This is a genomic window from Candidatus Angelobacter sp. (genome assembly GCA_035607015.1).
Taxonomy (GTDB): Bacteria; Verrucomicrobiota; Verrucomicrobiia; order Limisphaerales; family AV2; genus AV2.
The window spans coordinates 1-13,040 of sequence record DATNDF010000515.1 but is presented as its reverse complement, the minus strand read 5'-3'; the positions used below and the strand labels follow the sequence as shown (position 1 = coordinate 13,040).

The window sequence follows — 13,040 nt, the reverse complement described above, 5'->3', positions numbered from 1 at the left end:
GTGCAGGTCATGAAGACCTGGCCCCGCCCCTTGCGCGCGCGGTCGAGCAACGGGAGAAACCCGGCGCGGCGTTTCGCGTCCAGTTCACCCATCACGTCGTCGATGAGCAGAATCGGTGGCGAGCCATGAATCCCCGCGAGGTATTCGGCCTGGGCCATTTTCAGGGCGAGGGCAAGCGTGCGTTTCTGACCTTCGCTGCCGAACTGCCCCGCCGGACGATCGTTCAACAACAATTGCAGGTCGTCTCGGTGCGGGCCAACAAGCGTCGTGCGATACGTCCGCTCACGGCCGCGCGACTGCGCGAGTTCGATGGCGAAGTCCCGCTTTGCGCTCGGCTGGAATTCGAGCCGCAGTTCCTCGGCGTCGTGTGCGATGCGACGATACGCCAGCCGCGCGAGCGGAGACAGTTTTGGCGCCAGTTCCCGCCGGCGCAGGCCGATCTGGTTGCCCAGATGGATCAGTTCACGTGAAAAGCTTTCCAGGGCCGCTTCGTCGGGCGCGCGTTGTTTGAGCAGCGCGTTCCGCGAACGCAGCGCCTGGGTGTAGCGCTGGAGCAGCGGCAGGTAGGCCGGGTGGGTCTGCGAGAGCAGCAAATCGAGGAACCGCCGGCGCATCCGCGCCGCGCCCTTCACCAGTTGCAGGTCTTCGGTGCAGAACACGACAACGCGCAACACGCCGAGGTAATCCGTCAGCCTGCGCACGGGGCGGCCGTCAAGGCCCAGTTTCTTTTCTGCGGAAGACCAGTAGAGTTTGATTTCGCGCTCACCCTGGCCGACCACCTTTGCCCCGGCGAAATAACCCTTTTGCCCATGCCGGACCATCTGCGCGCCGCCGACACCGCGAAACGATCGCAGTGTGGCCAGCAGATAAATCGCTTCGAGAACGTTCGTTTTGCCCTGGGCGTTTTCTCCGAGCAGCAGATGAAATCCGGGGCCGAAGTCCGCATCCAGCCGCGCATAATTGCGGAAGTCACGCAGTCTCAGGTGGGCCAGATGCACGCGGACCAATTAGCCGTTATCCAAGCGCCGTGTCAGCCAATTTGTTGAATCCGCGGGGTAATCTTTCAGTCCCCCTCGTTCACCCCGTGTTCCCGGGCTTTCCGGCCGGCCTGTACCAGCGCGTAACGATCCTTCAACGGCAACCCGTTCATTTGATCGCGCTTCACCCGGACAATCCCCGACTCGACGGCCAGAGCGTTGATGTTGGTGACGCCGGTATAAACGATGCCCATCCCCCCGCCCGACTCGTTCGTGAAGGTCAGCTCCACGCGGACACGGCTGGAGAGAATCAGGTGGCCGAGCTCGGATCGGCTTCGCTCCGCGCGCCTCATTGCGGCCCGATCGTTCATTTGATACTCGGGTGCCGCCACGCCTGTCAGCCGGATCCGATGGAAGTTGCCGCGGTCATCTTTCAACTCAAGCAGGTCGCCGCTCAGAACACGGGCGACCTGCCCGGACAATTCCCCGCACCGCTCTTGTTTCAATCCGTCGCCGGGCCGCAGCGCGTCCACCAGATCGACAAGGGGATAAAAGACCGATCGCTGCTGATAAAGCAGCGCCACGGCGCCGAGGGCGATGACCCACAATATCCCGACATAAATCTTGTGGAGTGTCCGGAACATTTGTTTCAAGTACCGCTTCTCATGACCCTGTCATTCACCGACCGCGCGAACGGTTCGATGCTTTCAAAACGCGACCGTCGCTCAACTCCCCCGGAAGAGTGCTTTGATGCGGCCAACGAGCGTCGAGTCGGCCGGGTCCTGTTCGGCATCCGGCAGGTTTTCAAGCGAAGGTCCCGCGTCGCTGATTCCGGCCGGTGCCGGTTCGGGATTGGCTGGCACAGTCGTTGTTTGGTCCGTGCCCGTCGTCATTTTCTCAACGTCGGCGTCAGCCGCTTCGGGTTCTTCCGTGTCGAAAAGTCTGATTCGTCGGTCGCGTTTCAGCGGAGGCGCCGGCGGGGCCGGCGGGACGAGAATGGTTTCAGCCGGAGGCTTGACTTCGCGTTCAAGCGAAACGAGGACCATGTTGACTTCGGGATTGTGATGCGGACGCGGGTCAATGCCATGCCGCCGCAACGCCTCGTACGCCTCCATGCAGTGCCGGGCGTTGTCGAACTTGAACACTTCCCACGCGAAAATTTTCTCAAACCACGATCCCGACCTGGCGTTCGACAGGCCGATTACAAACGCTGCCGGACGGCGCGGGTGAAGAACGCCTTCAAGAAAACAAACCTGAAGCGTCAGCCGCCGGAATCCGCGGTTCTCCAGCCAATGGATGAATCGCAGCAGTCGGTTCTTGCGGCCGACGTACGTGCTTCTGGTAATGACACCCGTCAACGGTCCACTCACCACGTCCCCAAAGAAGGGCGCCCAAACGACCGCGTTGGCCATCGCCAGGATGACGCAAGTGGCAAGGTAAAAGGCATTGGCAAGGTCGCCCGTGGCGGGAGCGGCCTGCGCGTTCTGCCAGACCTTGCTCAACCCGTAGCCGAGGGCGGCCCCCAACAGAATCCGCAGCGCGATGAGTATCATGGTCAGCGATCCTCGTCCGGTTTGAGGATGGGTGTGTAGGTCAGTATTCCCCGTAGCGCCATGTCCAGCTTGTGCTTGTTGACCGCGAAATGTTGCGCGGTTTCGCGCGAAATGATTCCCGCCGCCAGCAGTTCGATCAGGTACTGGTCGAACGTGTGCATGCCCTGGTTCAAAGAAACCTCGATGATGCCGGTCAACAAATGGAGATTGTTCGATTGGATGGCGTCCTGCACACCGGCGTCCCGTTTCAACACTTCCAGACAGGGGGTCCGTGTGCCCTGCACATTCGGAATGAGCCGCTGGCAAAGGATCGTGTTGACGTTCCGCGCGAGCAGACTGCTGATGTTCGCCTGTTCGGAACTGGGATAGTACTCGCGAATGCGCCCAATGGCCTGTTGAACAGAATCCGCGTGCAACGTGGTCAGGACGAGATGCCCGGTTTCGGCGGCCTGCATCGCCGCGAAAATGCTCTCGCGGTCGCGGATTTCCCCGATGAAGAGAACATTCGGATCCTGCCGCATGGCGTTGCGGATGCCGTCGGCAAACGACGCCGTGTCGATGCCGACCTCGCGCTGTTCAAACTGCGCCCGGCAATCCTCGAACACATACTCGATCGGGTCTTCGACAGTGATGATCCGTACCGCGCTGGTTTCGTTGATCTCTTGAATCAATGCCCGGAGCGTCGTGCTCTTGCCCTGGCCGGTCGGTCCCGTGGCCAGCACCAACCCGCGCGGCTCCTTGACGACCTCCGTTAATGCGGCGGGCAACTGGAGGTCCTTGAGCTTGAGCCGCTGCTGCGGGACCGTGCGAAATGAAAATGACTGGTCCCCCTTTTGCTTGCTGAAGTTGGCGCGGTAACGCCGGCTGCCATGATAGAAGCTCAAGTCCACTTCGAACTGGCTTTCAATCCGGGCGCAGGCAGCGGGCGAAAAATTCTCTCGCAAAAGGGTGTAGATTTCTTCGTTCGACGGCGGCGCGAAGATTCCAACCGACACCCAGGACAGTTTGCCGTGAACGCGGATGGAATAGGGCTTCTCTGCCTGGGCGTGCAGATCGGTCGCGTCCTGCTCGCGGCACCAGTCTAAAACGCGGCTCAACGTCGTCCCTTGGCGAACATGTTCCATGCTTCGGTTCCAGCGCGGCGTTTGGTGTTCGTTGCCAACGTCCCACCGGTTTTCCATTGCTTCAGGACGGGGGACGAAGTCAACCTATCATTCTGCTTCCGCAATTGCCAGCAGTGTTCATACCGCGTCCAATCCACCGCAAGGCCCCCTGCCGGAGACGCCGCCGGGAGAAATCTCACGCAAAATGCGTGAAAATCACGCCATCACCGCCCTTTTTCGCGGAATCCGATTTGAGTGTCTGAATCGGGTCGGCCGAATACCCGCGCTTTCGCCTGCGTCAGAACAGCTCAAAAGCATGGCCCCTTGATTCCTTGAACCTCGCCGCTATCATTCCAAACCAATGCTGAAATTCGATTATGTTTCAACCGCCCACTGCAGCGGGCTCATTTTGTCCGGAGTGGTTTGGATGGCCCCGTCAGTGCTGGCGCAACACTCTCCCGGCTTGCCGGCGGCCATCCCGCCAAAAATCGCGGCTGCGTCCGACGAGGGTGAACGGGCCCTCAAACTTTTCACCGTGGCGCCCGGATTGAAAGTGGACCTCTGGGCCGCCGAGCCGATGCTGGCCAATCCGGTCGCATTCAATTTCGACGAGAAAGGCCGCGCGTACGTCTGCGAAACGTTCCGGCTGCACGCCGGGGTGGACGACATCCGTGGCATCATGCCCTGGCTCGATGAAGAACTTGCGTCGCGCAGCGTGGACGACCGGCTCGCCGAAATGAAGCGTCATCTCGGCGACCGTTTTGCGAAATACTACGAGCAAAGCGAACGCATTCAGTTGATCGAAGACCGCGATGGCGACGGCAGGGCGGACCACGCCAACGTCTTCGCCGAAGGATTCAACGATCCGCTCGACGGCATTGCCGCGGGAGTGCTCGCCCGCAAAGGGACGGTCTGGTACGCGAACATTCCGAATTTCTGGCTGTTGCGCGATACGAACAATGACGGCGTCGCGGATTTCCGCCAATCCCTTCACTACGGCTTAGGCGTGCGGGTCGGTTTCCTCGGGCACGATTCGCATGGCGTGCATTTCGGGCCGGATGGAAAAATCTATTTCAGCATCGGTGACCGCGGGTCCAATGTGAAGGTGGCGGACGGTCGTCACGTGGGCGAACCCGACAGCGGCTGTGTTTTCCGTTGTTACCCGGACGGCTCCGATCTCGAAGTGTTCTGTTACGGCCTGCGCAATCCGCAGGATCTCGTGTTCGATCAGTACGGCAATCTGTTCACGGGCGACAACAATTCGGACAGCGGTGATCAGGCGCGTTGGGCCTATCTGGTGGAAGGCGCCGACAACGGCTGGCGCGTCGGCTATCAGTTCATGGAGAATCCGTACTCGCGCGGGCCGTTCAACGCGGAGAAGCTCTGGTATCCGCATTTCGACGGGCAGGCGGCGTACATCGTCCCGCCCATCGCGAACATCGCCAGCGGCCCGTCCGGCGTGGCGTATTTCCCCGGCACCGGGCTGCCGGACCGGTTCAAGGACCATTTCTTTCTGGTCGATTTCCGCGGCGGTGCGGCGAACAGCGGCGTTCATTCATTTACACTTCAGCCGAAGGGCGCCGGGTTCGAACTGACGAAGCCCGGGCATTTCGTCTGGGGGATGCTCGCCACCGACGTGAAATTCGGCGTGGATGGCGGCGTTTACGTGAGCGACTGGGTGCAAGGCTGGGAAATGACCGGCAAAGGCCGGATCTACCGCGTGCATGATCCGGTGATCGACAAGGACCCGATCGTGCTCCAGACCAAAAAACTCCTCGCCGAGGGAATGGAAAAACGTTCACTGAACGAACTGGCCCGATTGCTCGCGCATCGTGACCTGCGCGTGCGGCAGGAAGCGCAGTTCGCTCTGGCGGAAAAAGGCGAGGCAGCGATCAAAACGCTTGCCAGTGTGGCGCGGAAGGACGCCAGCCAGCTCGCGCGGCTCCACGCTATCTGGGGCCTGGGCCAGATTGCCGACATCAAGGCCCAAATCCCGGACCGGCGTGTCGAAGAGGGGATGGAACCCTTACTCTCTCTGCTCGGTGACAGCGACGCCGAGGTGCGCGCCCAGGCCGCGAAGATTCTCGGCGACCGCCGTTTCCTCGGAGCGTACGATGGATTGCTGAAACTGTTGGGCGACGCGAGTCCGCGCGCCCGGTTCTTCGCCGCGATGGGCCTTGGGAAACTGGGCCGTCGCGAAGCCCTGCCCGCGATCTTTGCGATGCTCCGTGAAAATGCGGACAAGGATCCCTATCTCCGCCACGCGGGCGTGATGGCATTGACCGGGATCAACGACATGGACGCGCTCGTGATCGCAGCGAAGGACAATTCATCCGCGATCCGCATGGGGGCGCTGCTGGCCATGCGCCGGTTGCGTCGCGCGGAAATCGCCGTGTTCCTGAAGGATGCCGACCCGGCGCTGGTTCTTGAAGCCGCGCGCGCCATCAATGACGAACCGATCAACGGCGCGATGCGCGAGCTGGCTGCGTTGATCGACAAGCCAATCAGGGACGAGGCAATTCTTCGCCGCGTGCTCAATGCGAATTTCCACTATGGCACGGCCCAAAGCGCCGCCGCGCTGGCCGGCTATGCCGCGCATTCCGACGCGGTCGAGAACATGCGGGTTGAAGCGCTGGAAGAACTGGCAGACTGGCCGCATCCGTCGGGCCGTGACCGCGTCATCGGCCTGTGGCGTCCGGTGGCGGCGGTCCGCGCGCGCGAGACGGCCGTTGATGCCTTGCAGCCCGGCCTCGCGGCCATCTTGAAGTCGGCCTCGGATCGCGTCCGTATCGCCGCCATTCATGCGGCGGGCCGCCTGGAGATTGTTGCTGCCGGGCCGGTGTTGTCAGAGCTGGTCGCCGACACGAAACTCTCCAGCCGGGTCCGCGTCGAGGCATTGAAGGCGCTGGCGACGCTCGACGATCCCGGACTCGAAGCCGCGATGAAGATCGCGCAAGGAGACACCAGCGAGGAATTGCGCCGGGCCGCCACATCGTTGCAGGGCAAGGTCAGGACCTCGAACGCTGCGACCAAACTGGCGGCCACGCTCGGCAACAGTTCCGTCGGGGAGAAACAAGCGGCGCTCGCGGCACTCGGGGCGTTGCAAGATCCCGCCGCGGACGATGTGTTGTCCGGCTGGCTCACGCGGTTGCTGGCGGGTGACGTGCCGAAGGAAATTCAACTCGACTTGCTCGATGCGGCATCCAAACGGAATGCGCCCGAGGTCAAGGAGAAGCTGGAGAAATATCAGGCGTCAAAACCGAAGGACGATCCCCTGGCTGAATACCGAGAGACGCTTTACGGCGGCAACGCGGCGGAAGGTAAAAAGATTTTCTTCGAGCGGCCCGAGGCCTCGTGCGTGCGCTGCCACAAGATCAACGGCGAAGGCGGCGACGTGGGGCCGGACCTCAGCCACGTCGCCACGCAGAAAGACCGCCAATATTTCCTCGAATCCATCGTGCTGCCGAACAAACAGATCGCGCCGGGATTCGAGAGCGCTTTGGTCACATTGACGAGCGGTACCGTTTACGCAGGGGTCATCAAGAGCGAAACCGCCGGCGAACTGGTCATCAACTCGCCCGAGGACGGGCTCGTGACCGTGAAGAAGAGCGACATCAAATCGCGCGACAAGGGACTGTCACCGATGCCGGAAGGGATGGGCCAGATTCTGGGCAAACAGGACCTGCGCAACCTCGTGGAGTTCCTGGCGAGCTTGAAGTGATTGGTCCGAAGACAGTCAGCCGTGTAGAAAGCGCGGGCGGAATGAAACCTGATCACGCTGATCTACTTCCCCGCGAGATCACCGACGAGAGCATCTTCACCTGCTTTCATAAGGGATCTTCCAACATCCAACGACTCGTGCGCAACGAGAAATACTCAACTCAACTCGGCAACCGCCTCCTTGAAATCCTCCGGTTGCGCCGCTTCAAAGTTCATTTGTTTTCCGGTGCGCGGATGTTTGAAGGCGAGTTTGTGAGCGTGGAGCATTTGACGCGACGCCGTGTAGCCGGTCAGTTCGGTCAGCCGATTGTTTTGTCGGTTGCCATAAGTCGTGTCGCCGACGATCGGAAAGCCGAGATGTTTGAAATGAACGCGAATCTGGTGCGTGCGGCCCGAGTGCAACCGCGCCTCGACCAGCGTGGCTTCGCGCAGATGTTCTAGCACGCGATAACTCGTCCAGGCCTCACGCCCGCTGCCGTCGGTCACCGCCATGCGTTTGCGATGCGTGGGATGCCGCGCAATGTTTGCCCGGATATCGCCGCGTTCCGGCGTGACCGCGCCGCAGACGATCCCGTGATAAATCTTCTCCACTTCGCGCCCGGCGAACTGTGTCGAGAGCGCGAGATGGGTCGGATCGTTCTTGGCGACGACGAGGCAGCCACTGGTTTCCTTGTCGAGTCGGTGCACGATGCCGGGACGCGCCACACCGCCGATGCCGCTGAGTTGGCCGGCGCAATGATGCAGAAGCGCGTTCACGAGGGTACGATCGTCGTGACCCGCCGACGGGTGCACCACCATGTCCGGCGGTTTGTTGAGCACGAGCAGATCGGCATCCTCGAAAAGTATGTCGAGCGGGATTTCCTGGGGCGCCGCTGTGGCGGGTTTCGCGTCGGGCCAGTGGATTTCAATCGTTTCGCCAGCCCGCGGCGCATGCGTGGCCTTGACAGATTTGCCGTTCACGCAAATGTCGCCCTGCTCGATGAGCCGTTGGATCGCGCCGCGCGAGAGGGTGGGGAAATGTGAGCGCAAAAAAGTGTCGAGCCGTTCATGCGGCAGCGATTCTTCGACGAGGAAAACGGTTTCGTTGGGTGAGGGCATTACGCGGGATGGTGCAGAATCATCGCGGCTTTGGATTTTCTGCCTTGGACTCCCGACCGCTGAGCGCCCACCAAAGCAACGCACCGGCCATGAAAATAAAAATGCTCAACACCTGCGCCGGCGTGGCGTGCCCGCCAAGATAATACGTCGTGTAATCGCCGCGGAACGATTCCACGAACGCCCGCAGCACCGCGTAACAGAGCAGATACAGCGCGAAGATTTGTCCGTCAAATCGCTTTCTGCGAAAGAGCCATGCGAGGAACAAATAGAGAACAAAATCCAAGGCCGCTTCGTAAATTTCCGTCGGATGGACGCGGTTCCGGTAGGTGGCGTGGCCGTAGGGAAACTGGATCGCCCAGGGCAGTTCGCAGGCGCGGCCATAGCAACATCCGTTCATCAGGCAGCCGATGCGGCCGAAGGCGTGTCCGAGTGCGATGCTGGGCGCGAGGATGTCGGCGGTTTTCCAGAGCGGGAGTTTTTTCCAGCGGACGTAAAGGACGCAGGTGAGCGACGCGCCGATGAGACCGCCGTAAAAAACCAGTCCGCCGCCCCGGATGTTAAAGATCTGCCAAAACGGTCTGCCGGAGAAATCCTCGCGCCAATAGGAAAGGACATAAAGACCGCGCGCGCCAACGAGTGTGCCGAGAATCAACCACGGGCCAAGATCAACGATGCTTTCAGCTCGAATGCTGTCACGGAGCGCGCGCCGGCTGGCAGTCCAAAGCCCGGCGAGGAACCCCAGGGCGACAAACACACCATACCAGTAGATGGTTAAACCACCGAATTGAAACGCAATCTTGTGCACGACGCGGGCAAGTTAGGGGGCGTCATTTGAAAACTCAAACGGCAAATACCCCGGCTCACGTCGTCAACGCGACAAGTTTGTCAGGATGATCGTTCCCGGCGGCAGAGGCGGCCTCGATTTTTGTCCGGGCGAGGGCGGGAGCGGCGGCAGGCCAAATCCGGGCGGCAACGGGGGAAGTTTGGTCACGAGCGCGCGCCAGGTCTGTCGGTCAGCGGGGGACATTTCCTTCCAGCGCTCGGCGTTTTTCAGGAACTGTGCGCGATCTGCCGGCGTCATCTCGGTGAATTTCTGGAACGAAGCGATGCAGGCCAGCCGTTGCGAGGGAGGAAGTTTTTCGAACGTCTGCAGGGTTTTTTCCATCTCCTGCCGCTCGTCGTCGGAAAGCGCGTCCAGCGTTTTTTCTCGTTCGCGCGGCGGCAACTCGAAGAATCGCTTAAAACTGCCGTACATACGCTCGCGCTTGCCGGAGGGCAGCGACGACCACGCGGCCAGCCCCTGTTCCAGCCTTTGCCGCTGCTCGGGCGAAAGATTCCGCAAGGCGTTTTCGCGTTCCGTCGTGGTCGCCGATTGGATGCGCAGGAAATCGCTTTGTGCGGTCGGCGGCAGGGCGTCCCAGCGCTCCAGACTTTCTTTGACGAACGGACGGTATTCATCCGGGACGAGCGCAAGTTGCGCGACGCGATTGGTTGGGGGCGTTCTCATCAGCGGCCCCAGATACCACTGGAATTCCGTGACGCGAAGGCGCGCTTCGCGTTCATCCGCCGTGAGGGCCGAGTATTCCTGCAATTTGGCCAGCAGATTTGTCCGGATCGGACCCGATACGCGCGCCAGGGTCTTGTCCAATTCGTCCGGGTTCAAAGCGAGCAAAGTGCGGAAGTAAGCCACCGGCGGCTGCGGCAGAGGAGGAAGCCGCGTGTCCGGCGGTGGTGCGGTCCTGTCAGGCGCCTGGGCTGCAAGGAGGGCGCTTACGGCCCCGAAGAAAAGCAGAGAGGCCAGGGAACGCTTCGCTTGCACGTGAGGACCGGTCATTTCAGCGCGAGTTCGTGAAGCACCTCGATCAGCTCCTGGTCCGCCTCCGGCCGGGTTTGCGCGAGGCGGCTGATCGGCTCGTAGTCCTTCCACATCTCCATTGCCGGCAGCGGGGCGATTTGAGAGACAGTCTCCACGCTGCGCGCCACGTTGGCCAGGGCAGCCGCCATCTTCTCGCGCTGCGCGATTCGATATTGCCAGTGACCCAGTGCCAGGAAGACGAGAGTCACACACGCGGCAAGGAACGGATGTGCCGGGCGGCGTAGTCTCAACCAGCGGAAAATCGCGGGTGCTGCCGGGTGGTTTTGTTCATCGCGTTCGACGGCGTGCAAGACCTGCGCCGTGAAATTGGATGCAATCGGCGCGTCAGGCAATCCACCCAGCAACGAGGTCAACGCCTCTTCCTCATCCCAGATCGTCTTCGCGGCCGGGTCGCTGGCGAGGCAGGCCTGGAGCCGGTCTTTTTCTCCCGCCGTGAGCCCGCGCCGGGCCGCCGTCTCGAGGAGAAGGTTGAATTCAGCATTGTTCATCTGTCAGTCCTTTCGTTCTAAAACCGGGAGAGGAGGAAAGTTGCCTTCATTTGTCGGAACCTTTCCACGAGCCGGTGCGCAAATACGGCTTCAGTTTCTGCTTCAAGGTTTCACGCCCGCGATGGATCAGCGATTTCGTAGCCGGGAGCGAGCAGCCGAGCACGCGGGCAATATCATCGTAGGAAAGTTCGTCCTGCCGGCAAAGCAGGATGGCGAGGCGCTGGTTATCCGGCAGTTCGCCCAGGGCCTGCTGGATTTTTTCCTCCAGCTCTCCGTGGAGCAGCGCGTCCGGCGGAGAAGAGTTCCTGGCGTCCTCAAACTGGCGCAACGGCTGGTCATCGTGTTCCGGGTGCGGCGCGTCCAACGATTCGGCCGGATGGCGTGAGCGTCGGCGGATTTCGTTCAGGCACAAATTGCGCGCGATGGTGAAAAGCCAGGTGGTGAATTTGGCAGAAACCTTGTAGCGGTCGGCGGACTTGAAAACCTGAAGAAAGACATTCTGGGAGAGATCCTCCGCCTCGACGGGGTCGCCGAGCGTCCGGTAAAGAAAGTTGATTACCGGTTGTTTGTAGCGGTTGACGAGTTCCTCGAAAGCGCGGCGGTCGCCGCGCCTGACGCTCAGCATCAGACGGGCATCGGGATCGAGATCAGCCGCCATAAGGGGCGCATGCTAACAAAAACCGGGCCGGCGACAAGGTTGCGGTACATTGCGCGGCGCAGGGGGCCGCATGCTTGCGTTCAAACCCGGTTCTCCCTAATTTTCGTCGATGCCAACGCTATTGGAGAAAATCGAAGCGGATGCCGCGGGACGCCTGCCGCTCCCGCCCGGCCGGCAGCCTTCGCAGGAGCTGGCGCGCTACAAGAATTTTCTCAAGGTCGAATCGCACCGGCTCAAGATGCTCCATCATGCGGGCGCGGGCGGACGCGAAGTGTGCCGTGCCCGCGCGGCTGTCCTGGACGTGCTCCTGCGCTACATCCTCGGCGCGGTAGGGGGCACCACTCAGGTCGGAACGAAAGCGCCGCCGCCGCGGTTTGCCCTGGTGGCCATCGGCGGCTACGGCCGCGGTGAACTGAATCCACACAGCGATATTGACATCATGTTCCTGCACAGCGGAGATACGATATCCACGGCACGCGGCAAGCCTCACCCCTACTTGTCGGCGCTTACAGACGGCCTGCTCTACACGCTCTGGGACATTGGCTTGAAGGTCGGGCACTCGGTGCGGACGCTTGACGATTCGGTCAGGATTGCAAACAGCGACATGCAATCGAAGACATCGCTGATCGAAGCCCGGTTTATCGCAGGGGACCGGGAGATGTTTGAACGGCTGGAAGCGTTGGTGCTGGCGCGGTGCGTGCGCGGATTCGAGGACGATTACATCGCGGCCCGGCTGAAGGACCAGGAGGCGAGGCGGGCGAAGTTCGGTAATTCTGCGACCATGCAGGAGCCAAACATCAAGAACGGGTGCGGCGGTCTGCGAGATTTTCAAAACCTGACCTGGATGGCATATTTCAAGTATCGCACACGCTCTCTGGCGGAGCTGGAAAAGCGCGAGCTGATCTACGAAGGCGAGCGAAAACAGCTTGAGGCGGCCTACGATTATCTGCTTCGAGTGCGCAACGATCTGCATTACCACGTCAATCGTCCGGCGGATGTGCTCACCAAAAGTCTCCAGCCCGCAATCGCGCACAGTCTCGGGTATGAGGATCGATCGCCGGTCAAACGCCTCGAGGCGTTCATGGGCGATCTCTACAGCCACATGCGGAACGTTTACCTCATCACGCGCACCCTCGAACAGCGGCTGGCGCTGCTGCCGCATCCGGAGCGCCGGCTGCCGTCATTCGGTGAAATCATCCGCAGCGGCCGACACCGCCTCCGGCAGCAATTGGTGGACGGTTTCAAATGCGTGGAGGGCGAGATCTATCCGGTGTCCGGCCGGGTGTTTCGCGACCAGCCGAGGCGTTTGATGCGCGTGTTTCTTTACGCCCAGCAGCGGGGATTAAGGCTGCATCCGGACCTGGCGCAGCTGATCCGCAACCAGCTTCCGCTCGTGGACCGCGCGTTTCTCCGCGACCAGCACGTGCGTGAGACGTTCCTGGAAATCCTCGACCAGCGCGGCAATGTGGCCCCGGTTCTGCGGACCATGCACGACGTCGGACTCCTCGGCAAATACATCCCGGAATTCGGCAAACTGACCTGTCTCGTCCAGCACGAGTTCTATCAC

Annotated in this window: 11 protein-coding genes; 2 read left to right on the top strand and 9 right to left on the bottom strand. The window is 61.2% G+C overall.

Features of this window, described 5'->3' with window-relative positions:
* The 4 genes from recF to VN887_20730 all read right to left on the bottom strand — a co-directional run.
* Window positions 1-998, bottom strand: a 998-nt coding sequence (recF, locus tag VN887_20745; protein HXT42448.1) for a DNA replication/repair protein RecF, incomplete at its 3' end; no start/stop codon positions are given.
* A 65-nt stretch (window positions 999-1,063) separates the two neighbouring features.
* A complete protein-coding gene (locus tag VN887_20740; GenBank protein ID HXT42447.1) occupies window positions 1,064-1,621 on the bottom strand; it encodes a thermonuclease family protein in 558 nt (185 codons plus the stop codon).
* A gap of 81 nt (window positions 1,622-1,702) precedes the next feature.
* Window positions 1,703-2,530 (bottom strand): hypothetical protein, encoded by an 828-nt coding sequence (locus VN887_20735; protein ID HXT42446.1) that lies wholly within the window; start codon window positions 2,528-2,530, stop codon window positions 1,703-1,705.
* Between the two features lie 2 nt (window positions 2,531-2,532).
* Window positions 2,533-3,654: a PilT/PilU family type 4a pilus ATPase gene (locus tag VN887_20730; protein ID HXT42445.1), complete on the bottom strand. Its 1,122-nt coding sequence runs from the start codon at window positions 3,652-3,654 to the stop codon at window positions 2,533-2,535.
* 340 nt (window positions 3,655-3,994) lie between these two features.
* Between VN887_20730 and VN887_20725 the strand changes: the two genes are divergently transcribed.
* Window positions 3,995-7,354, top strand: coding sequence for a PVC-type heme-binding CxxCH protein (locus VN887_20725; protein HXT42444.1), 3,360 nt, complete (start codon window positions 3,995-3,997; stop codon window positions 7,352-7,354).
* A 155-nt stretch (window positions 7,355-7,509) separates the two neighbouring features.
* On the opposite strand, the gene VN887_20720 is transcribed toward VN887_20725, so the two are convergent.
* The 5 genes from VN887_20720 to VN887_20700 form a co-directional block, all read right to left on the bottom strand.
* Window positions 7,510-8,451, bottom strand: coding sequence for an RluA family pseudouridine synthase (locus VN887_20720; protein ID HXT42443.1), 942 nt, complete (start codon window positions 8,449-8,451; stop codon window positions 7,510-7,512).
* Between the two features lie 19 nt (window positions 8,452-8,470).
* Entirely contained in the window at window positions 8,471-9,256 is a 786-nt protein-coding gene (gene lgt / locus VN887_20715; GenBank protein HXT42442.1) for a prolipoprotein diacylglyceryl transferase, read from the bottom strand.
* A gap of 63 nt (window positions 9,257-9,319) precedes the next feature.
* On the bottom strand, window positions 9,320-10,285 hold the full coding sequence (locus VN887_20710; protein ID HXT42441.1) for a DUF3106 domain-containing protein: 966 nt from the start codon (window positions 10,283-10,285) through the stop codon (window positions 9,320-9,322).
* A complete protein-coding gene (locus VN887_20705) occupies window positions 10,282-10,815 on the bottom strand; it encodes a hypothetical protein (GenBank protein ID HXT42440.1) in 534 nt (177 codons plus the stop codon). The genes VN887_20710 and VN887_20705 overlap by 4 nt, the downstream gene beginning before the upstream one ends.
* A 46-nt stretch (window positions 10,816-10,861) precedes the next feature.
* On the bottom strand, window positions 10,862-11,473 hold the full coding sequence (locus VN887_20700; GenBank protein HXT42439.1) for a sigma-70 family RNA polymerase sigma factor: 612 nt from the start codon (window positions 11,471-11,473) through the stop codon (window positions 10,862-10,864).
* A gap of 109 nt (window positions 11,474-11,582) precedes the next feature.
* Here VN887_20700 and VN887_20695 point away from each other — a divergent pair.
* A partial coding sequence (locus tag VN887_20695; GenBank protein HXT42438.1) for a [protein-PII] uridylyltransferase occupies window positions 11,583-13,040 on the top strand: 1,458 nt, incomplete at its 3' end.